The 24280-nt window shown below is 55.0% G+C and carries 28 protein-coding genes and 1 tRNA gene; 19 read left to right on the forward strand and 10 right to left on the reverse strand.

Features of this window, described 5'->3' with window-relative positions; genetic code table 11:
• Positions 1–155: 155 nt before the first annotated feature.
• Together M8014_RS05910 and M8014_RS05915 are read right to left on the reverse strand one after the other, a co-directional pair.
• Complete coding sequence (locus M8014_RS05910) at positions 156–1589, reverse strand: 6-phospho-beta-glucosidase (protein ID WP_271281609.1); 1434 nt, start codon at positions 1587–1589, stop codon at positions 156–158.
• 115 nt (positions 1590–1704) lie between these two features.
• Positions 1705–2436, reverse strand: a complete 732-nt coding sequence (locus M8014_RS05915; RefSeq protein WP_271281739.1) for a MurR/RpiR family transcriptional regulator — start codon at positions 2434–2436, stop codon at positions 1705–1707.
• Between the two features lie 52 nt (positions 2437–2488).
• Between M8014_RS05915 and yqfB the strand changes: the two genes are divergently transcribed.
• Both yqfB and trhA read left to right on the forward strand, forming a co-directional pair.
• Positions 2489–2800 (forward strand): N(4)-acetylcytidine aminohydrolase, encoded by a 312-nt coding sequence (yqfB, locus tag M8014_RS05920; RefSeq protein WP_271281610.1) that lies wholly within the window; start codon positions 2489–2491, stop codon positions 2798–2800.
• A gap of 165 nt (positions 2801–2965) precedes the next feature.
• Entirely contained in the window at positions 2966–3625 is a 660-nt protein-coding gene (trhA, locus tag M8014_RS05925; RefSeq protein WP_271281611.1) for a PAQR family membrane homeostasis protein TrhA, read from the forward strand.
• Between the two features lie 32 nt (positions 3626–3657).
• Here trhA and ygfZ read toward each other — a convergent pair whose 3' ends face one another.
• Complete coding sequence (ygfZ, locus tag M8014_RS05930; protein ID WP_271281612.1) at positions 3658–4638, reverse strand: tRNA-modifying protein YgfZ; 981 nt, start codon at positions 4636–4638, stop codon at positions 3658–3660.
• A gap of 305 nt (positions 4639–4943) precedes the next feature.
• On the opposite strand from ygfZ, the gene sdhE reads away from it, so the two are divergent.
• The gene (sdhE, locus tag M8014_RS05935) at positions 4944–5210 is read left to right on the forward strand and encodes an FAD assembly factor SdhE (protein WP_271267176.1); all 267 of its coding nucleotides are present in this window, start codon (positions 4944–4946) and stop codon (positions 5208–5210) included.
• A complete protein-coding gene (locus M8014_RS05940; protein WP_271281613.1) occupies positions 5191–5607 on the forward strand; it encodes a protein YgfX in 417 nt (138 codons plus the stop codon). Before sdhE ends, M8014_RS05940 begins: the two co-directional genes overlap by 20 nt.
• 4 nt (positions 5608–5611) lie before the next feature.
• On the opposite strand, the gene fldB is transcribed toward M8014_RS05940, so the two are convergent.
• Positions 5612–6133, reverse strand: coding sequence for a flavodoxin FldB (fldB, locus tag M8014_RS05945; protein ID WP_271281614.1), 522 nt, complete (start codon positions 6131–6133; stop codon positions 5612–5614).
• Positions 6134–6234: 101 nt separating this feature from the next.
• Here fldB and xerD point away from each other — a divergent pair, with 101 nt between their 5' ends.
• The 5 genes from xerD (at position 6235) to lysS (ending at position 12325) form a co-directional block, all read left to right on the forward strand.
• The gene (gene xerD / locus M8014_RS05950; RefSeq protein WP_271281615.1) at positions 6235–7131 is read left to right on the forward strand and encodes a site-specific tyrosine recombinase XerD; all 897 of its coding nucleotides are present in this window, start codon (positions 6235–6237) and stop codon (positions 7129–7131) included.
• A gap of 25 nt (positions 7132–7156) precedes the next feature.
• Positions 7157–7870, forward strand: a complete 714-nt coding sequence (gene dsbC, locus M8014_RS05955) for a bifunctional protein-disulfide isomerase/oxidoreductase DsbC (RefSeq protein WP_271281616.1) — start codon at positions 7157–7159, stop codon at positions 7868–7870.
• Positions 7871–7875: 5 nt separating this feature from the next.
• A complete protein-coding gene (gene recJ / locus M8014_RS05960) occupies positions 7876–9609 on the forward strand; it encodes a single-stranded-DNA-specific exonuclease RecJ (RefSeq protein WP_271281617.1) in 1734 nt (577 codons plus the stop codon).
• 90 nt (positions 9610–9699) lie between these two features.
• Positions 9700–10798 (forward strand): peptide chain release factor 2 gene (gene prfB / locus M8014_RS05965; protein WP_271281618.1). Its coding sequence is split into 2 segments (ribosomal slippage): positions 9700–9774 and positions 9776–10798, totalling 1098 coding nucleotides; the frame shifts between segments, so codons are not numbered across the junction.
• A 9-nt stretch (positions 10799–10807) separates the two neighbouring features.
• Complete coding sequence (lysS, locus tag M8014_RS05970) at positions 10808–12325, forward strand: lysine--tRNA ligase (protein WP_271281619.1); 1518 nt, start codon at positions 10808–10810, stop codon at positions 12323–12325.
• A 49-nt stretch (positions 12326–12374) separates the two neighbouring features.
• Here the strand turns inward: lysS and idi are convergent, their stop codons facing one another.
• Complete coding sequence (gene idi, locus M8014_RS05975) at positions 12375–12926, reverse strand: isopentenyl-diphosphate Delta-isomerase (protein WP_271281620.1); 552 nt, start codon at positions 12924–12926, stop codon at positions 12375–12377.
• Positions 12927–13110: 184 nt separating this feature from the next.
• On the opposite strand from idi, the gene actS reads away from it, so the two are divergent.
• The 4 genes from actS to ompA all read left to right on the forward strand — a co-directional run bounded on the left by actS (position 13111) and on the right by ompA (position 15900).
• The gene (gene actS, locus M8014_RS05980) at positions 13111–13842 is read left to right on the forward strand and encodes an amidase activator ActS (RefSeq protein WP_271281621.1); all 732 of its coding nucleotides are present in this window, start codon (positions 13111–13113) and stop codon (positions 13840–13842) included.
• An 80-nt stretch (positions 13843–13922) separates the two neighbouring features.
• Positions 13923–13996 (forward strand) — tRNA-Gly (locus M8014_RS05985).
• A gap of 115 nt (positions 13997–14111) precedes the next feature.
• Positions 14112–14741: a winged helix-turn-helix transcriptional regulator gene (locus M8014_RS05990; RefSeq protein ID WP_271281622.1), complete on the forward strand. Its 630-nt coding sequence runs from the start codon at positions 14112–14114 to the stop codon at positions 14739–14741.
• 115 nt (positions 14742–14856) lie between these two features.
• Positions 14857–15900 carry a porin OmpA gene (ompA, locus tag M8014_RS05995; protein WP_271281623.1) on the forward strand — a complete coding sequence of 348 codons (1044 nt, stop codon included), beginning with the start codon at positions 14857–14859 and terminating at the stop codon, positions 15898–15900.
• Between the two features lie 49 nt (positions 15901–15949).
• Here ompA and M8014_RS06000 read toward each other — a convergent pair whose 3' ends face one another.
• Entirely contained in the window at positions 15950–16342 is a 393-nt protein-coding gene (locus M8014_RS06000) for a hypothetical protein (RefSeq protein ID WP_271281624.1), read from the reverse strand.
• A 156-nt stretch (positions 16343–16498) separates the two neighbouring features.
• Here M8014_RS06000 and yjdI point away from each other — a divergent pair, with 156 nt between their 5' ends.
• The 3 genes from yjdI to M8014_RS06015 are packed head-to-tail and all read left to right on the forward strand — an operon-like array spanning position 16499 to position 17526.
• Entirely contained in the window at positions 16499–16729 is a 231-nt protein-coding gene (yjdI, locus tag M8014_RS06005) for a 4Fe-4S mono-cluster protein YjdI (RefSeq protein WP_271281625.1), read from the forward strand.
• A 10-nt stretch (positions 16730–16739) separates the two neighbouring features.
• Positions 16740–17012 (forward strand): GNAT family N-acetyltransferase, encoded by a 273-nt coding sequence (locus M8014_RS06010; RefSeq protein ID WP_271281626.1) that lies wholly within the window; start codon positions 16740–16742, stop codon positions 17010–17012.
• Positions 16996–17526: a GNAT family N-acetyltransferase gene (locus M8014_RS06015; RefSeq protein WP_271281740.1), complete on the forward strand. Its 531-nt coding sequence runs from the start codon at positions 16996–16998 to the stop codon at positions 17524–17526. Before M8014_RS06010 ends, M8014_RS06015 begins: the two co-directional genes overlap by 17 nt.
• Here M8014_RS06015 and M8014_RS06020 read toward each other — a convergent pair.
• On the reverse strand, positions 17516–18745 hold the full coding sequence (locus M8014_RS06020; RefSeq protein ID WP_271281627.1) for an amino acid permease: 1230 nt from the start codon (positions 18743–18745) through the stop codon (positions 17516–17518). The genes M8014_RS06015 and M8014_RS06020 overlap by 11 nt on opposite strands.
• Positions 18746–18864: 119 nt before the next feature.
• Complete coding sequence (locus tag M8014_RS06025) at positions 18865–19326, reverse strand: multidrug/biocide efflux PACE transporter (RefSeq protein ID WP_271281628.1); 462 nt, start codon at positions 19324–19326, stop codon at positions 18865–18867.
• A gap of 105 nt (positions 19327–19431) precedes the next feature.
• On the opposite strand from M8014_RS06025, the gene M8014_RS06030 reads away from it, so the two are divergent.
• Both M8014_RS06030 and M8014_RS06035 read left to right on the forward strand, forming a co-directional pair.
• Entirely contained in the window at positions 19432–20307 is an 876-nt protein-coding gene (locus M8014_RS06030) for a LysR family transcriptional regulator (RefSeq protein ID WP_271281629.1), read from the forward strand.
• A 61-nt stretch (positions 20308–20368) separates the two neighbouring features.
• Entirely contained in the window at positions 20369–20896 is a 528-nt protein-coding gene (locus M8014_RS06035; protein ID WP_271281630.1) for a cupin, read from the forward strand.
• A 14-nt stretch (positions 20897–20910) separates the two neighbouring features.
• Here M8014_RS06035 and M8014_RS06040 read toward each other — a convergent pair whose 3' ends face one another.
• Positions 20911–21687 (reverse strand): ABC transporter substrate-binding protein, encoded by a 777-nt coding sequence (locus tag M8014_RS06040; RefSeq protein ID WP_271281631.1) that lies wholly within the window; start codon positions 21685–21687, stop codon positions 20911–20913.
• 14 nt (positions 21688–21701) lie between these two features.
• Complete coding sequence (locus M8014_RS06045; RefSeq protein ID WP_271281632.1) at positions 21702–22880, reverse strand: M20 aminoacylase family protein; 1179 nt, start codon at positions 22878–22880, stop codon at positions 21702–21704.
• A gap of 215 nt (positions 22881–23095) precedes the next feature.
• Between M8014_RS06045 and M8014_RS06050 the strand changes: the two genes are divergently transcribed.
• Positions 23096–24274: an acetyl-CoA C-acetyltransferase gene (locus M8014_RS06050; RefSeq protein WP_271281633.1), complete on the forward strand. Its 1179-nt coding sequence runs from the start codon at positions 23096–23098 to the stop codon at positions 24272–24274.
• Positions 24275–24280 lie beyond the last annotated feature (6 nt).

Below are 24280 nucleotides of genomic sequence, written 5' to 3' on the forward strand. Positions count from 1 at the left end.
TATGGTGGTACAGCACAAAAGTGGGGGTGATCGACCTGAAAAGAAAGTCGATCACCATGGGTAAAGGATGTTAAAAAGTGTTCACCCTGTCCCCGAACATCTGTCTACCATGTCCCCGGACTGTACATGAGGGGAGGGCCGGGGTGAGAGGAAAATTAAAGCGTTTCGCCGTTGCTGGCGATCACTTCTTTATACCAGTTAAAGCTCTTCTTACGTGAACGGGACATATCGCCGGTCCCATCGTCGTGCTTGTTCACGTAGATAAAACCGTAGCGCTTGCTGTACTGACCGGTGGTGAATGACACGCAGTCGATGCAGCCCCACGGGGTGTAGCCCATCAGATCCACTCCATCATAGGTCACCGCTTTTACCATCTCTTCTACGTGAGCGCGCAGGTAGTCGATACGGTAATCATCGTTGATGCTGCCATCTTCTTCTACTTTGTCGTACGCGCCAAAGCCGTTTTCCACGATAAACAGCGGCTTCTGATAACGTTCATACAGTTCACACAGGGCGTAACGCAGGCCCACCGGGTCAATCTGCCAGCCCCAGTCGGACGCTTTCACATGCGGGTTTGGCACGCTGCCTTCGAAGCCAGAAATCGCATCGCCGGTACCGCCTTCCGCTTTCACCGCGTTGGTCATGTAGTAGCTGAAGCCCAGATAGGCGCAGGTACCTTCACGCAGGATCTGTTCATCTCCGGCTTCCATCTGGATGGTGAAACCGCGACGCTCCCACTCATTCAGCACGTAAGACGGGTAGTAGCCGCGCAGCTGCACGTCGGTAAAGACATAGCGTTCACGCATTGATTCCTGGGCAAACATCACGTCTTCTGGTTTGCAGGAGAAAGGATAGAGCGCAACCATTGCCAGCATGCAGCCAACCTGCATTTCCGGGTTGATGCGACGGGCTGCTTTCACCGCCAGGGCACTGGCCACGAACTGGTGGTGCAGGACCTGATACATGGTCTCTTCCGGGTTTTGATGCTCGGTGTACACCACGCCGGAGCAGCAGTAGCCGAAAAGCGGCGCGCGCCAGTTACGCTGGTTGTTGATCTCGTTGAAGGTCATCCAGTATTTGACCTTGCTCTTGTAGCGCTCAAACACCACTTCGGCGAAATTAACGAAGAAATCGACCACCTTACGGTTGGTCCAGCCGCCGTATTCCTGCACCAGGTTTAGCGGCATTTCGAAGTGGGAGAGGGTGATCACCGGCTCGATATTGTACTTCAACAGTTCGTCGAACATGTCGTCGTAGAACTTCAGCCCTTCTTCGTTCGGCTGAGTTTCATCCCCTTTCGGGAAGATGCGCGTCCAGGCGATAGAAGTACGGAAGCATTTGAAGCCCATCTCGGCAAACAGCTTGATGTCTTCTTTATAGTGGCCGTGGAAGTCAATGGCTTCGTGGTTTGGATAGTATTTGCCAGCTTCCACCTGCTGGGTAATTTCACGCGGAACGCCGTGGGCGCCGCCGGTCAGCACGTCACAAATGCTCGGGCCTTTGCCGCCTTTGTTCCAGCCGCCTTCAACCTGGTGCGCCGCAACCGCGCCGCCCCATAAAAAGTCTTTCGGTAAGGTGAGTTTTTTCATCTTTGCTGATCTCGTTTATTGCTGTCTGTTTTTGAGTCTAACAAAGGGGAATAAAAAGTCACGATATAACAATTCGCAGAAATTGTAATTTGTTACCTCTAAAAAACAGGGTGTTTTATTCCGTTAATTTCTTCGCCAGCTTACGCCCCAGAGATTCAAGAATATAAACCACCGGAATTTGCGTCGTAATATCATAGACGCCTGCGATACGCGTTTGCGGGACATGCCAGGAGAGATTAAAGTCCGCCAGTTTCGCCAGCCGCGAATGTTCGTGGCTGGTAATGGAGAGCACCTTGCAGTGATGCAGGCTGAACTGGCTGGCGAAGCGCAGGATCTCTTCGGTTTCACCCGAGACCGAAAGCACAATCGCCAGAGCGTTTTTCGCCATATCGTTGGTGACCGGGAAATAAGGATCGTCGATATGGTTGCTGAACTTACCAATATTGGAAAAGAAACGTGCGCCATATTTTGCCAGCGACCCCGAGGTACCTGCGCCGACAAATATAATACGCTCCGACGATAAGATTATCTCTACGGCGTTATTTAATAGCGTATCAAATTCGTCGTTGTTTACGCTTTTGAAAAAACTGATAATCTCACTGGCACCAAAATTGGCCTGCTGCGGCTCGTTTTGTTCGAGATATAATTTAAAACGGACGCGGAATTCAGAATAGCCATCGCAATTCAGTTTGCGACAAAAGCGTAGCACGGTGGTGGTGGACACCCCCGCCGCATCTGCCAGTTCGCGGATGGTCATGTACATCACCCGATCGCGGTTTTTGATGACGGTGTTGTAGACCATCATCTCCAGATTATTGAGACTGGCAATGGCGGAATGGGAGAACATGCTCACAGTGGCTAAACTCACTTATCAGACTTCATCTTCAGGGAATAATAACATGCAGCCAAACGACATTACTTTTTTTCAGCGTTTTCAGGATGACATTCTGGCCGGGCGTAAAACCATCACCATCCGCGACGAGAGTGAAGCGCATTTCAAAGCGGGCGATATTCTGCGGGTTGGGCGTTTTGAGGATCAGGAGTACTTCTGCACCATTGAGGTGACGGACACCTCGACGGTGACGCTGGAGACGTTGACCGAAAAACATGCCCAGCAGGAGAACATGACGCGTGAGGAACTTAAGCGCGTGATCGCGGAAATCTATCCGCATCAGACGCAGTTTTATGTCATTGATTTTAAATGCCTTTGATTTTTTAAGTGAACGACCGTTAGCTGAAATGTTCTGTTAACATGATGATTATATTAGTCTAAATATCACATGATATTTATTTTGGCTAACAGGTGTTCACTGGAATCATTCTCAGTTAGCATAGTCTGCAATGCATTACTCACGTAGGTTTTCCTGGAGTTCTCTATGGTTAGCAAGTCATTAACCGTACAGGGATATTCACTGGCTGAGGAAATAGCCAACAGCATCAGTCACGGGATTGGTCTGGTGTTTGGTATTGTCGGGCTGGTGCTGCTGCTGGTACAGGCAGTCGACACTAACGCCAGCGCGCTGGCGATCACCAGTTACAGCCTGTACGGCGGGAGCATGATTTTATTGTTTCTGGCCTCTACGCTGTATCACGCCATTCCGCATCGGCGGGCCAAAACCTGGTTGAAGAAATTCGACCACTGCGCCATCTATCTGCTGATTGCCGGCACCTATACGCCTTTCTTGCTGGTCGGTCTGAATTCACCGCTGGCGCGTGGGCTGATGATTGTTATCTGGAGCCTGGCGCTGCTGGGGATCCTGTTCAAACTGACCATCGCGCACCGGTTTGAAGTGCTGTCGCTGGTGACCTATCTGACGATGGGCTGGCTGTCGCTGATTGTGGTGTATCAACTGGCGGTAAAACTGGCGGCGGGCGGGGTTACTCTGCTGGCGGTCGGGGGTGTGGTCTATTCGCTGGGGGTGATTTTTTACGTCTGTAATCGCATCCCCTACAACCACGCCATCTGGCACGGTTTTGTGCTGGGTGGCAGCGTGTGCCACTTCCTGGCGATTTATTTGTATGTCGGGCAGGTATAAATAAGATTGCCGGGTAAACCCGGCAACAGAATTCACTCTTCCAACGAGTACGGCAGCGGTTCAATGCTCAGAGTATTCACATCTTCGCGTACGCGGAACACGCTGTCTGGCTCCATATCGTTATTCATAACGGCCTGCACCAGCAGACGACCATCATCCAACTGAACGGCGGCCAGCACAGTGCCGGTACGGCGCCAGTTGTCACCCATTTTCAGTTCGAGGTCTTCGCCCGCTTCCGGTACGCGGCTGGCGTGACCGGCCAGATACCACAGCGCACGCTTGTTAGCGCCGCGGAACTTCGCTCGTGCGACCATCTCCTGGCCGGTGTAGCAGCCTTTTTTAAAGCTGATACCGCCGAGTGCCTGTAAATTCGTCGCCTGTGGAATAAACTGCCCGCTGTTTGCAGCGTCGATAACCGGCTGGCCCGCTTCGATGTTGAGCGCCAGCCACTGCTGGGAATTGTTCAGCTGCGCTTCGCCGCGCAGGGCTTCGGTAACGCGCTCAGCTGTTGCTGCGTCGGTGACCAGCAGAAAACGCTCTGCAGGGTGTTCAAACCACAGAAGGGAAGTGACGCCGTCGCTGATGACCTGTTTTTCCCCATCTGGCAGCTCGCTGAACAGGTTTTTCAACGCGGCGCGCGCCTGGAACCCTGCCACGCCTAACAGCACTAATTCATCATCAGCGGCGATGGTGACTTTGGAGAATACCGCATACTTTTTCAGCTCGGTGAGCTGCGCATCGCGCAGGCTGCGGCGTTCGATCAGGGCAAAACCGGCCCCGCGGCGGAAAAGACGCAGGTTGCTCCACATCTTGCCTTTAGGATCGCAGTGCGCGGCCAGCAGGTGCTGGTGCTCGGTCAACTGGCTGACGTCCGCAGTCACCTGGCCCTGCAGGTACTTTTCGCTATCTGCACCTGTGAGAGTCGCCAGCGCCCAGTCATCAAGCGTCATAAGCGTCAGCGGCAGACGCGCAGAGGCGACAGGCTGGCGCGGAGAAAAAGGTGTAAAAGCCATAGTGATGTCCTGAATTGCTTAACGCTTTGTTAAGGCCTAATGGTAAAAGAGACTGTAGCCATTGCAAGTGGTTTCATCAGGCTATTCGTGCCTTCACGCAGTTCTGCGTAATGCAGCGCAAAACCGATGAACACGTATATTCTTTGCGGTTTTTTTCTGAAGGCGTGCTGTGAGTCTGTAATATTGCAGTAATGAAGCCGCAAAAAACACGTTACACTAAGGGCAGTTTCTTCACGGTTGATGCACATTTCAGCAGAGACGAACAGAATACTGCCTGAACTCAACGTTATGCAGGAATAGAACACATGGATATTAGTAACAAACCCCGCATTCACTGGGCATGTCGTCGCGGCATGCGCGAGCTCGACATTTCCATCATGCCGTTCTTCGAATACGAATACGACAGCCTAAGCGATGACGATAAACATCTGTTCATCCGCCTGCTCGAGAGCGACGATCCCGACTTATTTAACTGGTTGATGAATCACGGCAAACCTGCCGACGCCGAACTGCAACGGATGGTGCTTTTAATTCAAACACGGAATCGGGAACGTGGTCCTGTGGCAATCTGATCTGCGCGTCTCGTGGCGCTCACAGTGGATGTCTCTTTTGCTCCACGGCCTGGTTGCGGCGTTGATCCTGTTGATGCCGTGGCCGCTTAGCTACACACCACTCTGGCTGCTATTACTTTCGCTGGTAGTGTTCGATAGCGTGCGTAGCCAGCGGCGCATCAACACCCGGCAGGGTGAAATCAAACTGCTGATGGATTCCCGCCTACACTGGCAAGGGAGTGACTGGGAGATTGTTGGCACCCCGTGGATGCTTAATGTCGGCATGATGTTTCGTCTGCGCAAAGGCGACGGACAGCGCTGCCACCATTTATGGTTATCCGCAGACAGTATGGATGAAGGGGAGTGGCGGGATCTGCGCCGGATGATTTCGCAACAACCGACGCATGGACGGCGGTAGCGGTTTAGCTGAACTGCTCCGCCATTTCGCCCAGGATCTGCTCGCACCAGTTTTGCAGGCGCTCTTCGCTTAGATCGTACTGGTTGGTTTCATCCAGTGCCAGCCCAACAAACAGCTGGCCGTCGGCAATGATTGGCTTCTTGCTGGTAAACTCATAGCCTTCGGTCGGCCAGTAACCAATAAACGTCACGCCTTTTGCTGCCAGCTTGTCATGCAGCATCCCCAGCGCGTCGAGGAACCACTCGCCGTAGCCTAACTGATCGCCCATGCCGTACAGCGCGATGATTTTGCCTTCAAGCTGCAGCGAATCAAGCTGTTCCCAGATCGCTTCCCAGTCTTCCTGCAGTTCACCAAAGTCCCAGGTGGGGATCCCGAGGATCAGCACGTCGTACTGTTCCATCACCGTCGGGGCGTCGTCTTTAAGATTATGCAGCGTCACCAGTTCCGGGCCGATAATGTCGCGAATTTTCTCCGCTGCCATCTCGGTGTAGCAGGTGCTGGAACCATAAAACAGACCAATATTCATCGCTAAAATGTCTCAATACTTGCTATGACTTTGCGAGTAGTGTACCAGAAACAATGCGCATTCAGGCATAATGCACCGATTGCTGAACCATAGGGGCTGATGTGGAAAAGGATCTCGCACTCATCGAACAGTTTCTCGATGCGCTGTGGCTGGAGAAGAATCTGGCCGAAAATACCCTCAGTGCTTACCGACGCGATCTGGCGATGCTGACGGCCTGGCTACAGCATCATGGCCGCTCCCTCGAAACCGCGCAAAGTGACGATCTGCAGGCCCTGCTGGCCGAGCGCATGGAAGGCGGCTATAAGGCCACCAGCTCCGCGCGGCTGCTAAGCGCTATCCGGCGTCTGTTTCAGCATCTGTATCGTGAGAAATTCCGCGCGGACGATCCCAGTGCGGTGCTGGCCTCGCCAAAGCTGCCGCAGCGTCTGCCGAAAGATCTTAGCGAAGCGCAAATTGAGAGATTATTACAGTCGCCCGTGGTTGACCAACCGCTGGAGTTACGCGATAAAGCGATGCTTGAGGTCTTATACGCCACCGGGTTGCGCGTCTCGGAGCTGGTCGGCTTGTCGATGAGCGACATCAGCCTGCGTCAGGGCGTGGTACGGGTGATCGGTAAAGGCAATAAAGAGCGTCTGGTGCCGCTGGGCGAAGAGGCGGTGTACTGGCTGGAGAACTATCTTGAGTACGGGCGTCCGTGGTTACTCAACGGGGTCTCTATCGATGTGCTGTTCCCGAGCCAGCGCGCCCGACAAATGACGCGTCAAACCTTCTGGCATCGCATCAAACATTACGCCACACTGGCGGGTATCGACAGTGAAAAACTTTCGCCGCACGTTCTGCGTCATGCCTTTGCCACCCATCTTTTAAACCATGGCGCCGATCTGCGCGTGGTCCAGATGCTGCTGGGGCACAGTGACCTGTCAACGACGCAAATCTACACGCATGTCGCGACGGAACGCCTGCGGCAGCTACACCAACAGCATCACCCACGCGCGTGAGTGCTGAATCGCAACAGGAATGAATATGAAAAAGTCTTTAGTGCTGTTCTCTCTGCTGGCAGCCTCATTATCCGGTCTGGCCCACGCTGACGATGCGGCCATTAAACAATCGCTGGCGAAGCTCGGCGTCACCAGCAGTGATATTCAACCTGCGCCGGTCGCAGGGCTGAAGACGGTGCTGACCAACGGCGGCGTGCTGTACGTCACCGAAGACGGTAAGCACTTTCTGCAGGGCCCGATGTACGACGTGAGCGGCGCTCAGCCGGTGAACATCACCAACCAGATGCTGATGAAAAACCTGAATGCGCTGGAAAAAGAGATGATCGTCTACAAAGCTGCGCAGGAAAAACACGTCATTACCGTGTTTACCGACATCACCTGCGGCTACTGTCACAAGCTGCATGAAGAGATGAAAGACTACAACGCGCTGGGGATCACCGTGCGTTACCTCGCATTCCCGCGCGCGGGCATCAATAGCAAACCAGAACAGGATATGAAGGCCATCTGGTGCGCCAAAGATCGCAAAAAAGCGTTCGATGATGCGATGAGCAGCAAAGGCGTTCAGCCTGCTTCCTGCGATATCGATATTGCGAACCACTACGCGCTGGGCGTGCAGTTCGGCGTGACCGGAACTCCGGCTATCGTGCTGAGCAACGGCTATGTGGTGCCGGGCTATCAGGGGCCGAAAGAGATGAAAGAGTTCCTCGACGCGCACCAGAAACAGTTTGGCGGTAAATAATTCACGTGAAATCAACGATACAGCTTCGTCGCCGTGAGGTGGATGCACATGCAGATCTGCCCGCCGATCTGCCCCCCCTTCTGCGTCGGCTGTACGCCAGTCGCGGCGTGCATAACGCGGGCGACCTTGAACGCGGCGTAAAAGGCATGCTGCCCTGGCAGCAGCTCAGCGGTGTGGATCGCGCAGCCGAACTGCTTTACCAGGCATTTAGCGAAGGGACACGGATCATCGTTGTCGGTGATTTTGATGCGGATGGCGCCACCAGCACCGCGCTGAGCGTGCTCAGCCTGCGGGCGATGGGGTGCGATAACGTTGCGTATCTGGTGCCGAATCGCTTTGAGGACGGCTACGGCCTGAGCCCGGAAGTGGTCGATCAGGCGCACGCGCGCGGCGCGCAGATGATCCTGACGGTGGATAACGGGATCTCGTCCCATGCCGGTGTCGATCATGCGCACAAACTGGGGATCCCGGTGCTGGTCACCGATCACCACCTGCCCGGCGACACGCTCCCGGCGGCAAAAGCGATCGTTAACCCCAATCTGCGCGAATGTGCGTTTCCGTCAAAATCGCTGGCGGGCGTGGGGGTCGCGTTCTACCTGATGCTGGCGCTGCGCACGCTGCTGCGGGATAAAGGCTGGTTTGACGCGCGCGGGATTGCGGTGCCCAATCTGGCTGAGCTGCTGGATCTGGTGGCGCTCGGCACCGTGGCCGACGTAGTGCCGCTGGATGCCAACAACCGCATTCTGACCTGGCAAGGCCTGAGCCGCATTCGTGCGGGTAAATGCCGTCCGGGCATTAAGGCACTGCTGGAAATTTCCAACCGCGATCCCCAGAAGCTGGCTGCCAGCGATCTGGGCTTTGCTCTTGGGCCGCGTCTGAACGCGGCGGGGCGTCTGGATGATATGTCGGTCGGCGTGGCGCTGCTGTTGTGCGACAACATCGGTGAGGCGCGGGTGCTGGCCAGCGAGCTGGATGCCCTGAACCAGACCCGCAAAGAGATTGAGCAGGGGATGCAGGCCGAGGCCCTGACCCTCTGTGAAAAGCTGGAACGCAGCAGCGAGACGCTGCCCGGCGGGCTGGCGATGTATCACCCCGAGTGGCATCAGGGCGTGGTCGGTATTTTAGCCTCGCGCATCAAAGAGCGTTTTCACCGCCCGGTGATTGCGTTTGCCCCTGCCGGAGACGGGACGCTGAAAGGCTCCGGTCGATCCATTCAAGGGCTGCATATGCGTGATGCGCTTGAGCGGCTGGATACGCTGCATCCGGGGCTGATGATAAAGTTTGGCGGCCACGCGATGGCGGCGGGTTTATCACTTGAAGAGGCGAAGTTCGATCAGTTTCAGCGTCTGTTCAGCGAGCTGGTGACCGACTGGCTGGATCCGGCCCTGCTGCAGGGTGAGGTGGTCTCCGACGGCCCGTTAGCGGCTGCCGATATGACTATGGAGGTGGCGCAGATGCTGCGCGACGCCGGGCCGTGGGGACAGATGTTCCCGGAGCCGCTGTTCGACGGGCGTTTTCGCCTGCTGCAACAGCGTCTGGTTGGCGAGCGTCACCTGAAAGTGATGGTTGAGCCGGTGGGCGGTGGGCCCCTGCTGGATGGGATCGCCTTTAACGTCGATACCGCGGTCTGGCCGGATAACGGCGTGCGCGAAGTCGAGCTGGCCTACAAACTGGATATCAACGAGTTTCGCGGCAACCGCACGCTGCAAATCATCATCGACCATATCTGGCCACTTTAGCATCACTATTCCGCTATAAAACAGGGCGTGAATCCGGTACAATTCCGCCCTTATCACCGCATTTTACTCGTCCATAAAAGAAAACAGACCATGTTTGAAATTAATCCGGTAAAGAACCGCATTCAGGACCTCACGGAGCGCTCCGACGTTCTTAGGGGGTATCTTTGACTATGATGCTAAGAAAGAGCGTCTTGAAGAAGTAAACGCCGAGCTGGAACAGTCGGACGTCTGGAACGAACCTGAACGCGCACAGGCGCTGGGTAAAGAACGTTCTTCTCTCGAAGCCATCGTCGATACGTTGGATCAAATGGCGCAGGGTCTGGAGGATGTTTCCGGGCTGCTGGAGCTGGCAATTGAAGCCGACGACGAAGAGACGTTCAACGAAGCCGTTGCAGAACTCGACGTGCTGGAAGAGAAGCTGGCTCAGCTTGAATTCCGTCGTATGTTCTCCGGTGAGTATGACAGCGCCGATTGTTATCTCGATATCCAGGCCGGTTCCGGCGGGACAGAAGCGCAGGACTGGGCCAGCATGCTGACGCGTATGTATCTGCGTTGGGCTGAAGCACGCGGCTTCAAGACCGAGATCATCGAAGAATCCGAAGGCGAAGTGGCGGGTCTGAAATCTGTCACCGTCAAAATTATTGGTGATTACGCTTATGGATGGCTGCGTACTGAAACCGGCGTTCATCGCCTGGTGCGTAAGAGTCCGTTCGATTCCGGTGGTCGTCGCCACACCTCTTTCAGCTCCGCGTTTGTCTATCCGGAAGTGAAAGACGATATCGATATCGAAATCAACCCGGCTGACCTGCGTATCGACGTTTACCGCGCCTCCGGTGCGGGTGGTCAGCACGTTAACCGTACCGAATCGGCGGTGCGTATTACGCACATCCCAACCAATACGGTAACGCAGTGCCAGAACGACCGTTCCCAGCATAAGAACAAAGACCAGGCCATGAAGCAAATGAAAGCCAAGCTTTATGAACTGGAGATGCAAAAGAAAAATGCTGAGAAACAGGCGATGGAAGACAACAAATCTGACATCGGCTGGGGCAGCCAGATCCGTTCTTATGTCCTTGATGACTCCCGCATTAAAGACCTGCGTACCGGTGTTGAAACCCGTAACACGCAGGCGGTGCTGGATGGCAGCCTGGACCAATTTATCGAAGCAAGTTTGAAAGCAGGGTTATGAGGAACCAACATGTCTGAACAACAAGTACAGAGCGCTGACGCGGTAGCAGATCTTAATAATGAACTGAAAACCCGCCGCGAGAAGCTGGCTACACTGCGTGAGCAGGGCGTGCCGTTCCCGAACGATTTCCGCCGCGATCGCACCTCAGACCAACTGCACGCTGACTTCGACGCTAAAGAGAACGAAGAGCTGGAAGCGCTGGACATCGAAGTGGCCGTTGCCGGCCGCATGATGACCCGCCGCATTATGGGTAAAGCGTCCTTCATCACCCTGCAGGACGTGGGCGGCCGTATTCAGCTGTACGTTTCGCGTGACGACCTGCCAGAAGGCATCTACAACGAGCAGTTTAAAAAGTGGGATCTGGGCGATATCCTCGGTGCCCGCGGTAAGCTGTTCAAAACCAAGACCGGCGAGCTGTCCATTCACTGCACCGAGCTGCGTCTGCTGACCAAAGCCCTGCGCCCGCTGCCGGACAAGTTCCACGGCCTGCAGGATCAGGAAGCACGCTACCGTCAGCGTTACCTGGATCTCATCTCTAACGATGACTCCCGCAACACCTTCAAAATTCGCTCTCAGATCATGGCCGGTATCCGCCAGTTCATGGTTGGCCGCGACTTTATGGAAGTGGAAACGCCAATGATGCAGGTGATCCCGGGCGGTGCGTCTGCGCGTCCGTTCATCACCCATCACAACGCACTGGACCTGGACATGTACCTGCGTATCGCGCCGGAACTGTACCTCAAGCGTCTGGTGGTTGGCGGCTTCGATCGCGTATTCGAGATCAACCGTAACTTCCGTAACGAAGGCATTTCCGTTCGTCATAACCCAGAGTTCACCATGATGGAACTCTATATGGCGTACGCAGATTACAAAGATCTGATCGAGCTGACCGAATCCCTGTTCCGTACCCTGGCGCAGGATATTCTGGGCAAAACCGAAGTGCCTTACGGTGAAGAAGTCTTCGACTTCGGTAAGCCGTTCGTTAAGCTGACTATGCGCGAGGCTATCAAGAAGTACCGTCCGGAAACCGAGATGGCCGATCTGGATAACTTCGACTCGGCGAAAGCAATCGCTGAAAGCATCGGTATCAAGGTTGAGAAGAGCTGGGGTCAGGGCCGTATCGTGACCGAGATCTTCGAAGAAGTGGCCGAAGCGCATCTGATTCAGCCGACCTTTATCACCGAATACCCGGCCGAAGTGTCTCCGCTGGCGCGTCGTAACGACGAGAACCCAGAGATTACTGACCGCTTCGAATTCTTCATCGGTGGCCGTGAAATCGGCAACGGCTTTAGCGAGCTGAACGATGCGGAAGATCAGGCGCAGCGCTTCCAGGACCAGGTTAACGCGAAAGCCGCGGGCGATGACGAAGCGATGTTCTTCGATGAAGACTACGTGACCGCACTGGAACACGGTTTGCCGCCAACGGCAGGTCTGGGTATTGGTATCGACCGTATGGTTATGCTGTTCACCAACAGCCACACCATCCGCGACGTGATCCTGTTCCCGGCGATGCGTCCGGTAAAGTAAGTCGTTAAGTTATTAAAAAGCCCCGGCGTTAATCGCGTCGGGGCTTTTTTTATTTATGTGCGCGGGCAGCGTAAGCCAGCAGCTCGGCTTTGGCCTCGTGGGCCTCCATTACCATCCACGGGCTAAAGGCCCAGGGCGTAGCCTGTAACGCGCAGAGCAGCGCATCCAGTTTGACCCACTGATAATCCATCACTTCATCACGATTAATCGCCACGGCGCCGTCAGCCTGCGCGGCAAACACCGGGCAGAGCTCGTTTTCGACAATCCCGGAAGGGTCGGTTTCGCAGTAACGAAATGCCGGGGCAACCGAAAGAATATCCGTAATTTCTATACCCACCTCAAAGCGGCAGCGACGGATCAGCGCCTGCTCCGGGGCTTCGTCCAGCTGTGGATGACCGCAAACGGAATTCGTCCACACGCCGGGCCAGGCTTTTTTGCTCATGGCGCGACGCGTTACCAGGCATTCGCCATGGGCGTTGAAAAGCCAGCACGAGAATGCCAGATGAAGGGGGGTATGCGAGGTGTGCGCAGCGTACTTCTCCTGCGTGCCGATAACGGCGCCTCGATCGTTTACCAGAATGACGTGTTCCTGTGTTCCCATAGTGACTCCCGAGCTGATATCGCCGGATGGGACTGACTTACAGCGTTCAGGTAAGTTCAGCGCGATCGGGCCGGGCGAGTATAGCCTAATCACCCGTAGGCTTTTTGTCGTATAGGGTGCTCTTGGGCATCGGCAGTGAGGCTGTTATGATAGCGCGGCCATTCACGCCGACCGAGGAACTGTTGTGTTCGCAGGAAGCCCGACGAAAAATCCCGTTTCTGCTCTGTTTTGCCTGATCCTGGCCTTGCTACTGGCAGGCTGCGCGGGCAGCCAATCATCGGATTCTGGTCCTGTATATACCGTTAAACGCGGCGATACCCTGTATCGCATTGCGCGGTCGACCGGCACCAGCGTGAGGGATCTCGCGCGGCTCAACAACATCTCTGCGCCCTACACCATCGAAGTGGGGCAAAAACTGAAGGTCAACGGTGCGACTGCCAAAAAATCCTCGTCGAAAAGCAGCGGTAAAACCGCCGCGGTGACGCCATCTTACGTGGTGCCTAAATCGTCATGGCCTCCGGTAGGACAGCGCTGCTGGGTCTGGCCTGCGAGCGGTAAAGTGGTGATGCCGTACTCCACCTCCGAAGGCGGCAACAAAGGCATTGATATCGCCGGTACCCGAGGCGCACCAGTGTATGCCTCCGATGCGGGCAAAGTGGTCTACGTCGGCAATCAGCTGCGCGGCTACGGTAATTTGATCATGATTAAGCACGGCGAGGATTACATCACCGCCTACGCCCATAACGATTCGATGCTGGTTAACAACGGCCAAAACGTGAAGGCCGGACAGAAGATTGCTACCATGGGCAGTACCGGCTCTAACACCGTGGCGCTGCATTTCCAGATCCGCTACCGGGCGACGGCTATCGATCCGGTGCGCTACTTGCCGGCGCAGGGCAGCAAACCGAAGTGCTAAGTGACTATTTAATCGCCACTTAGTCATCGGGAGTCTTGTCAGAAGGTGCGTAAAGTCTATAATGCCTTACGCACCTCAAAGCGGGCGTAGTTCAATGGTAGAACGAGAGCTTCCCAAGCTCTATACGAGGGTTCGATTCCCTTCGCCCGCTCCAGCTTTTCTATCTCACTCACTGACATCCTTGTCACTCTTCATTACATCCTGCATCTTGTAACCAGCAGATATAACTGGACTATACTGGCTATTACCCCCTGCTATCAGGTCATGTTATGCATCTCATTCCCCCCATCCGTCCGGAAGCGTCCGTGCAGCGTTTAACTGCCGTGCTTGAGCCGATTGCTGAAAAAATGAAGGTTGTTCCGCGTAAAAGAATGACGTGGACCCATAAAGGCCGCCCGCAGCTGTACCTGTTTTTGCAGGGGGCGCTGTCGATCCTGCGCGCTTCCGATGGTCTGCTAATTGTCACGGTCTACGACTCGCATCTGTTTGGCATTGCGGAGATGATCCAGCCGACGAAAGGGCATATTCTGCGCGCGGAATCTGAATCGACCATACTGCGTGTCGATGCAGAACAGGCGGTGGAATGCTTTCGCCAGCAAGGATTATGGGAAGACGCTGCAGCCGTGCTCTCTTACCATACTGCTTATCTGTTTTACCGCGATGCTTTAGTGATGCAGCAGCGGACCTATTCGGTGATACGTAGCCACCTGCTGGAGATGATGACTTTGCCGGAAGAGGCCCGGATGCGAATATCCATTCTGGATTATATTCAGGACCGAACCCTCCTTTCACGCAGCAGTATATTAAATGTGCTGTCGGCCCTGAAGCGTGGAGAATATATCACCTTTAAGCGCGGCGGATATCTGCAGGAACTAAAAGCCTTGCCCGAGTCGTTCTGAAGGGAAATTTAAAATTAAACAGAATTTGCATTAACCTCGTCTGCGTTTCGCTATATCGTTTGCCGACTGAAATATATCAATAAATTTGTCTACGGTAAGTGTAAACGGGATTATTATGAAGAAGACGATTGTTGCGCTAATTATTGCGAATGCTTTCACAACCACCGCCGCTTTTGCTGCGGGTGATGCCGGCACCTGGTACAGCGGTGCAAAATTCGGTTGGTCGCACTATTTCGATACCAACACCGGTGCAAAAGCACGCGAAAACAATAGCGGCACAAACCATTTTGATATCGATCGCGATAATGTGGGCGGCGGTATTTATACCGGCTACCAGATTAACCCATGGCTGGCGGTTGAAGGTGGTTACGACTATTTAGGGAATATGCAGATCAACGGTCATCAAGGTGGCTCTGGCGCCAGAATGAAAAGTCAGGGTATTCAGATGTCCCTGAAAGCCAGCTATGCCGTAACGCCAAATTGGGACCTGTATGGTCGCGCCGGGGCGATGGGCTACCGCGCAGAATCTGACGTCAGCGGCCATAACCGCTTTGAAACCGGCGTGCGCCCGCTGGCGGCCGTCGGTACCGAATATGCCTTTAATAAAAACTGGGCAGGCCGCGTTGAGTATCAGTGGGTGAGCAACGTGGGTAATGCCTACCAGATCGGTGTAAGTAGCGACGTCAGTTCGGTCACGGCCGGGCTGACTTACCGTTTCGGCCAGCATGACGATACCCCCGTTGTCGCGACGCCTGCGGCTGTTGTGGCACCGGCTCCCGCGCCGCAGCACTTTAATCTTAAGTCCGATGTAATGTTCGGTTATGACTCCGCCACCCTCACCAGCGAAGGGCATGCTGCCATTCGTCAGCTGTATAACAGCCCTGGCTTACAGCCTGCTGACGGCAAGTCGGCAGTAGTTGTTGGCTACAGCGATCGCCTCGGCGCGTCTGACTACAATCAGCAACTCTCCTCGCGCCGTGCGCAAGCTGTTGCCGATGAGCTGGTTTCTTTGGGCATTCCGGCACAAAACGTCTCCGCAGAAGGCCGCGGCGAAAGTGAGTCGGTAACGGGGTCACAGTGTAATGGTCAGAGCGGCAATGCGCTGATTGGGTGCTTGTCTCCGGATCGTCGTGTGGTGGTAGAAATTACCGACAAGTAAAAAACCTCGCTATTTAAACAGGCCCGGCATTGCGATGTCGGGCCTTTTTTTAACCGCGAATAATGGGGTTCAACACAAGGTGAATTTGCTGCAACCCAACTTCATTCTGCTCTTTCAGGTACTGCTGATTAATCATGCCTAACGCCTCAAGTTTTGAAAGGGAAGCGTAGACGGGCTGTATATCGCTATCCTGGGCAAAAATATCTTTGGTTTTAACATCCTGTAGATACTGTTTTTTAAGCGCACCAGTAAGAGAATCAATATCCTGTTTATTGCTTTTATACAGTAAGGCGGTATGTGATGCCGGTAATGTATGTGTACCTGGGAGAATAAACGGAATTTGCAGAGCATTAATCTGCACGACTTTATTCGGTGCCGGCGTGCTGCACCCGATTAGCGACGTTAAACTCAGCGCTATAATGAGTGGCGAAAGGTGTTTCATGGACAACGTGTATCTCTGTTAAAAGTAACCCCTCATTATCCAACGTGAATAAAGACATCACAGGTAATTGTTGTTTATTTTTAAATTTCATTTCCGATTTCCCAAAGTAAAGGGCTATGCTTACTGCGAACGTAAAAAAACGACAGAGGCAATGTCATGGATAACGATCTCCTGGACGCAGGATACCGGGCCTATACCGGTGAAAAAATTGACGTCTACTTTAATACCGGTATCTGTCAGCATGCGGGTAATTGCGTGCGCGGCAGCGGTAAGCTATTCAATCTGAAACGTAAACCCTGGGTAATCCCGGATGAAGTGGATGTTGAAACCGTTGTACGTGTGATTGACACCTGCCCGAGCGGCGCACTCAAATACCGCCACAAATAAGCGAGACACTATGGAAATTCAGGAAGGCCATAATAAGTATTACGTGAACGACGCCGACGGCAATCAGGTTGCGGAGATTGTCTTTGTCCCCACCGGCGAGCACCTCAGCATTATTGAGCATACGGACGTTGATGAGAGCCTGAAAGGGCAGGGAGTAGGCAAGCTGCTGGTGGCGAAGGTGGTGGAAAAGATGCGTGCAGAAAATCGCAAAATCATTCCCCTGTGCCCGTTTGCAAAACACGAATTTGATAAGACCCGCGAATATGATGATATCCGCGCCTGAAACACCCCGCGTGCGGCTGCGGCAATGGCGACCAGACGATCTGGTACCCTTTGCCGCCCTGAACAGCGATCCGGAGGTGATGGGGTGCTTCCCCGCTCCCCTGAGCCGGGAAGAGAGCGATGCGCTGGCAGAACGTTTTAGCGCACTCATTGATCTTAACGGCTGGGGATTCTGGGCCATGGAGGAGAAGGTCAGCGGAACCTTTCTCGGTACGGTCGGGTTGCATCATCAACCCGATCGTTTTCCCTTTTCGCCCTGTACCGAAATTGGCTGGCGTCTGGCGAAACCATTCTGGCACAAGGGGTTTGCCTGCGAAGCGGCAACGGCCTGCCTGGCCTTTGCCTTTCAGGAACTGCGGCTGAATGAGGTGGTTTCATTTACCTCCATCCACAACGTCTCTTCCGAATCGTTAATGCTGCGCCTGGGGATGACAAAACAGAGCTATTTTCTGCATCCGTCGCTTCCCCCTGAGCACCGTCTTGCGCTTCATGTGCTGTACCATCTCAAGCGATAAACATCACCGACACGCACATTATCCCGACAATCAGCGTCAGCACGTTGCCGATGGATCGATAAGGCTTCAGGGCCGGGATCAGATACGTCGACAGCGTCGGCATGATGAACAGGATCATGGCGATAAGCGGCCCGCTGATGGCGTAAATCATCGAGATGGCGTTGGGATTAATGCAGCACACCGCAAAGGTGATCAGTGAAACCCCGATAATCGACACCGCCCGGTTGAAGGCCCGGCTTTTCTTGACCCCCACCTGATTCAACGAGGATTTCACGATCTCCGTCGCCCCTTCAATCACGCCAAAGTAGGTGCCGAGAAACGACTTCGACATTGCGACAATCGCCACCACAATGCCGGAGATCCCAAGCCAGGCCGGGGAGGAGGGCATCATCGACAGCGCAGAGAGGATCGTCACCCCTTCGTCTTTGGCCGCGATGATATACGACGGCGGGATCGACAGCAGGCAGCTAAAGACAAAGAACAGCACGCTCAGGCAGATGATCAGGTACGCCACCTTCATGATGCGGGTGCATTTACCCATGGCGGCATCGCCGTACTTCTCCCGGCGGTCGACGGCAAAGGTCGAAATAATCGGGGTGTGGCTGAAGGCAAAGACCATCACCGGAATCGAGACCCATACCTGGTGCAGGGTGTGCTGATCGAACGTCATCTGGCTGGTGAGCAGCGAAGGCTGCCAGCTGCCGGTGAGGTACAGCGACACCAGCAGGAAGTACGCAATCAGCGGGAAGACCAAAAAGCCCATCACCCGAATGGTGATATGCCGCCCCATTAAGAAGATCAGATTCAACGTCAGCACCACGCCCAGGCTGACCAGCACCCTCACGGTAGTATCCACCGTCATGTGTTTGGCCAGCTGTTCGGTCAGCGAGTTGGTGATTGCCACGGCATAAATTAACACCACTACAAAAAAGGCGACAAAGTAGAGCGTAGTGATCAGATTCCCGATGGTCTTCCCGTAATAGTGGGTGACCGCCCCGGTGATCCCTTCACTGGCCTTTGTCTTTGCACAGAGGATGAACTGGCATAACGCTTTGTGGGGCCAGTAGGTGAGTGGGTATGCCACGAGGGCAGTGATGAGCAGGACGATAGCGCCTGCGGACCCCAGCTGGATAGGCAGAAACAACGTTCCTGCACCCACGGCAGTGCCGTACAGGGCAAAGCTCCAGAGGGTCTCTTCTTTAGACCAGATTTTCGACATGAGAGAAACGTATCAACTATAAAACCAACAAAAAAGGAGGCTATTTTACCATAATGCTGAGCGCATGGCGCAGTTGACGCTGTGAGGGGAGGGCCGGAAAGGATTTCCGGCCGGGAAGATTAGTCAGCGATCGTCCGCTGCTGCTGGCGTCGCGCCATCAGGCGATCGCGCAGGGTGTCGTAGGCCCAGTTATAGAACATGGTGTACGGCAGGAAGAAAATAAAGAAACCGATCTCGAGGGTAAAGGCCTGCAGCAGGCTTACCCCCAGCACCATCGACACGATGCTGACGCCGATAAAAATAAACCCGACTTCAAAGCCGAGGGCGTGCAGGGCGCGGACTTTCGCGGTGCGGGCCACTTTATGTCGTGGCCACACTCTGTCGAAACCGGCGTTGTAGATGATGTTCCAGATCATCGCCGTGGTGGCGAGAATAATCGTTAACGCGCCCATCTCCAGGATCGGGCGCTGCATTAGCCAGGCGGTGGTCGGGGCGAGGATGGCCGTGGCAATCCCCTCAAAACAGACGGCGTGGAAGATGCGTTCCGGCAGTGTTCTGCGCTGAATGTCGTTGTGCTGCATACTCTGATACCTCATTAACTTGCCGGGATGGGCAAAATCTGGTGCTATTTTTATCGATAAAACTGATATATAAAAGTTAGATTCCATCGATAAAGTAGATACCTCATGCGCTACTCACCCGAAGCGTTAACCGCGTTTGTTGAAACGGTGGCGGCAGGCTCTTTCTCCGCTGCCGCTCGCCGCCTGCGTAAAAGCCAGTCCACTATCAGCACTGCCATCGCCCATCTGGAAGACGATCTCGGCTTTGCGCTGTTCGATCGCAGCGCCCGCCAGCCGGTGCTCACTGCCCAGGGCAAGCAGGTGCTGGGCTACGTTCAGTCGATCCTGGCGGCCAGCGCGCGGCTGGATGAGCTGGCGGTGTCGCTCAGCGAAGAGACCGAAGCGCGGCTGACCTTTGTGCTGTCGGATACGCTGCACCCGGATGTACTGGAAGATCTGCTGTTCCGCTTTGATGAGCGCTTTCCCCACACCGAATTCGAATGCCTGGTCGGCGAAGAAGAAGATGTCATCGACCTGCTGCAAAAAGGGCGGGCGCACATCGGCCTGACCGAGGCGCGGGAAAGTTATCCCACCGACATCGCTGCGATCCGCCTGCCGATGCAGACCCATATGGCGATTTATACTTCGGTGGGCCATCCGCTGGCGGCGCAAAGGCAGACAGCAGCCGATGAACTGCACGGCTGGCGCGAGCTGCGGCTGAACACCTATATGGAACGCGAGCCGGTGCTGGCGCAGGGGCCAGTGTGGTCGGCGCCCAACTATCTGATGCTGCTCAGCATGGCGGTGCAGGGCTTCGGCTGGTGCGCGCTGCCCTGCGCGCTGGTGGAGGAGTTTGCCCCGACAAAAACGCTGGTGCAGCTCAACGTGCCGGGCTGGCCGCGATCGGTAGCGATCGATCTGGTGTGGAATAAACGCTCCCCGCCGGGGACGGCCGGAAACTGGCTGCGGCACTATCTGCAGCACAAGGCGGATCCGTTGTGATCAAGACCACCGTCAACACGATCTACACTTAACAACGTGTGTTGATCGACGGAGAAGACCCATGGGCGCTAAAAATATGATTACGCCTCAGACGCTGATGCTTTCAGCCCGGGACTGGATGCCGAATAATCCCCATTTGCCGGTATTGATCTATAAAGGGGCGATACCGGATGGCGATATTGCAAGCCGGTTTGAACACCGATTTGCCAATAACGGCTGGCCGCCCCAGTGGCGCAACGGGGTTTTCGACTATCACCATTACCACTCTACTGCTCATGAAGTTTTAGGTATTGCCCAGGGGGCGGCGCGCCTGCTGATGGGTGGGCCAGGAGGAGAAGTGATCGAGGTAGAAGCGGGGGACGCACTTTTATTGCCTGCGGGCACCGGGCACTGTCGTTTATCTGCAACGCGCGATTTTTTGGTGGTGGGGGCTTATCCGCCGGGGACGGATGCCGATCTGTGTAAGCAGGCTGCGACACCGGCAATGCTGGCGCGTATCGTTGCGCTTCCGTTTCCTGAGCAGGATCCGTTAAATGGATACTCGCCCGCTTTAACGCAGCACTGGAAATATCCGCCCTTCAAAGGCTGAAGGGCGGAGTGTCATTACTTGCCGGTATAAATATCGAAGCTAAAGTACTGCGAGGCGAGCTTTTTGTAGGTTCCATCGGCGAGGATCGCAGCGAGCGCGCCGTTCAACTCCTGACGCAGCTTGTCATCCTCTTTACGCAGGCCAATGGCCGCTCCGGCACCAAACAGGGCATCGTCCTGCAGCGCGCCGCCGACAAAGGCAAACGCTTTGCCCTGCGGCTGGCTCAGGAAGCTGTATTCCGCCATCACGCCGGAGAGTACGGCCCCGTCGATACGCCCGGACTCAAGATCCCGAATCACCTGGTCAGCGCCCTGATAAGCCACCACGTTGACACCCTGGCCGCGCCACTGCTGGTTGGCATAGGTTTCCTGGGCGGAACCTTGCTCCACGCCAATCGTCTTGCCCTTCAGCTGATCGACGCTGTTGCCCGGCAGGCTATCTTTACGCGCCACCAGGAAGGCAGGGCCGCTATAAATCTTATCGCTGAAGGCAATCTGCTCTTTGCGCTTCTCGGTGATGTACATCCCGGAGAGGATGGCATCAAACTTACGCGCTTTCAGCGACGGGATAATGCCGTCGAAGTTACTTTCAACCCAGACGCATTTCGCCTGCAGCTGCTTACAGATCGCATTGCCCAGATCGATATCAAAACCGACCACCTCGCCCTGCGGATTTTTGGATTCAAAAGGGGCAAAGGTTGGATCCACGCCAAAGCGCAGCTCTTTGATCTCGCCTGCGAAAGCGGATGACGCCGCCATTAATGCCACCAGCGGTAAAAAATATTTTTTCATTATATGTCCCTGTCTTAACGGCAATAGTTTTCAACTAAACGGGCAAAGAATGAGGCCCCGGTGGTGATGATTTCGTCATTAAAGTCGTAGCCAGGGTTATGCACCATGCAGCCGCCTTTTTCGCCTTTCTCCCCGTTGCCGAGTAAGAAATAGCTGCCCGGACGCTGCTGGAGCATAAAGGCGAAATCTTCGCTGCCGTTGGACGGCGAAACGCTGTCGAGGACCGCATCCTGTCCGAAGAATTCGATGGCCAGCTGGCGGGCAAACGCCGTCTGCTCTGCATCGTTCACCAGCACCGGATAGGAGTCATAGATTTCGATTTCGCTGGTGGCCCCGTAGCTGCGGGCGGTGAAGTCGGTGATCTCCTGAATACGGCGGATCAGTAACTCGCGGATCTCTGGCTTCATTGAGCGCACCGTCAGCTCCATCACTGCGCTGTCAGGGATCACGTTAGAGGCGATACCCGCCTGGAAGGTGCCGACGGTCACCACCGCGGTCTCTCCCGGCGGCACGTTACGCGCCACAATGCTTTGCAGGGACATGATCAATGCCGCGCCGGTGACAATCGGATCGACGGTGCGTTCCGGATGGGCGCCGTGACCGCCGTAACCCTGCAGGGTAATTTTTACGGTATCGGCAGAGGCCATAAAGTTGCCTTCATAGAAGCCAAATTTACCGGTCGGCAGGTAAGGCATATTGTGCAGGGCAAAAATACGGTCACAGGGGAAGCGGTCAAACAGCCCCTCTTTAATCATTAAATCAGCCCCGCCAATTGCTTCTTCGGCAGGCTGGAAAATAAGGTGCACGGTGCCGTTAAACTGACAGCTGTCAGAGGCAATATATTTGGCGGCGGCCAGTAAAATAGAGGTATGACCGTCGTGACCGCAGGCGTGCATTTTACCGGGTACGGTGCTGGCCCAGGGTAAATTGGTGGCTTCGAGGATCGGCAGGGCATCCATATCGGCACGCAGGCCGATGGATTTCTTGCCATCGCCTTTGCTGAGGGAACCGACAACGCCGGTTTTGCCAATATCCCGGGTCACCTGATATCCCCAGCCTTCAAGCTGGCGAGCGACCAGATTACTGGTATTAAACTCTTCTAGGCTTAATTCAGGATTGGCGTGTAAATAACGACGAATAGCGATGATTTCTTCTTCTGATTCTTTTATTTCTGGAATGATACAGTCGGACATTTGTTACTCCAGTGTAAACGCGTGTTTGCATCTCTTAACTTATCGTTAAGGCGTGATAAAGCAAACACTCTCGCCAATAAAATAAAGCCGTACCTCTCATGCCGCTTCGCCGACGGCGGAACCTTTGTGATAAAACTCACTTATTTTAAACAATTACACAAATTGTTGATAACAATCCTCTACTATGTCCGGTGTCATTTTGCGCAGAGGTAGAGATGAAAGAGGTGGTGATAGTGGGTGCCTTGCGCACCGCCATCGGCTGTTTCCAGGGGGCGCTGGCGGGTCACTCGGCAGTCGATCTCGGCAGCGTGGTGCTCCGGGCGCTGGTGGAGCGCAGCGGGATCGAAGCACACGAGATCGACGAGGTGATTCTGGGCCAGGTGCTGACAGCAGGCGCCGGGCAAAACCCTGCCCGCCAGGCCGCGCTGAAAGGCGGACTGCCTAACACCGTCTCTGCCATTACCATTAACGACGTCTGCGGATCCGGCCTGAAGGCGCTGCACCTGGCGACGCAGGCGATCCAGTGCGGGGAAGCGGATGTGGTCATTGCCGGGGGCCAGGAGAACATGAGCCGCGCCCCGCATGTCCTGACCGACAGCCGCACCGGGGCGCAGCTCGGCAACAGCCAGCTGATCGACAGCCTGGTACACGACGGTTTATGGGATGCGTTCAACGATTACCATATGGGCGTCACGGCCGAAAACCTGGCGCGGGAATATGGCATCACCCGCGAGCTGCAGGATGCTTATGCCCTGAGCTCGCAGCATAAAGCGCGTGCTGCCATCGATTCGGGTCGCTTTCGCGATGAGATCGTGCCGGTGAGTGCGCAAAAGCCGGGTGGCGAGGCTCAGCTGGTAGATACCGATGAGCAGCCGCGCACGGATGCCAGCGCCGAAGGGCTGGCGCTGCTGAACCCGGCCTTTGAACTGACCGGCTCGGTGACTGCCGGCAACGCCTCTTCTATTAATGACGGGGCAGCCGCAGTGATGATGATGAGCGAAAGCAAAGCCGAAGCGCTGAATTTACCGGTGCTGGCGCGCATCAAAGCTTTCGCCAGCGTCGGGGTGGATCCGGCCTTAATGGGGATCGCCCCGGTGTATGCAACCCGCCGCTGTCTGGAGCGGGCAGGCTGGCAGCTGGCGGATGTTGATCTGATTGAAGTGAATGAAGCCTTTGCCGCACAGGCGCTGTCGGTGGGCAAAATGCTGGAGTGGGATGAACGCCGGGTGAACGTTAACGGCGGAGCCATTGCCCTGGGGCATCCGATCGGCGCATCAGGGTGCAGGATCCTCGTTTCACTGGTGCATGAGATGATAAAACGCGATGCCCGCAAAGGGCTGGCGACGCTGTGTATTGGCGGCGGGCAGGGCGTGGCGCTGGCAATAGAACGATAATTTTCG

The organism is Silvania hatchlandensis, from assembly GCF_025564065.1.
Taxonomy (GTDB): Bacteria; Pseudomonadota; Gammaproteobacteria; order Enterobacterales; family Enterobacteriaceae; genus Enterobacter; species Enterobacter hatchlandensis.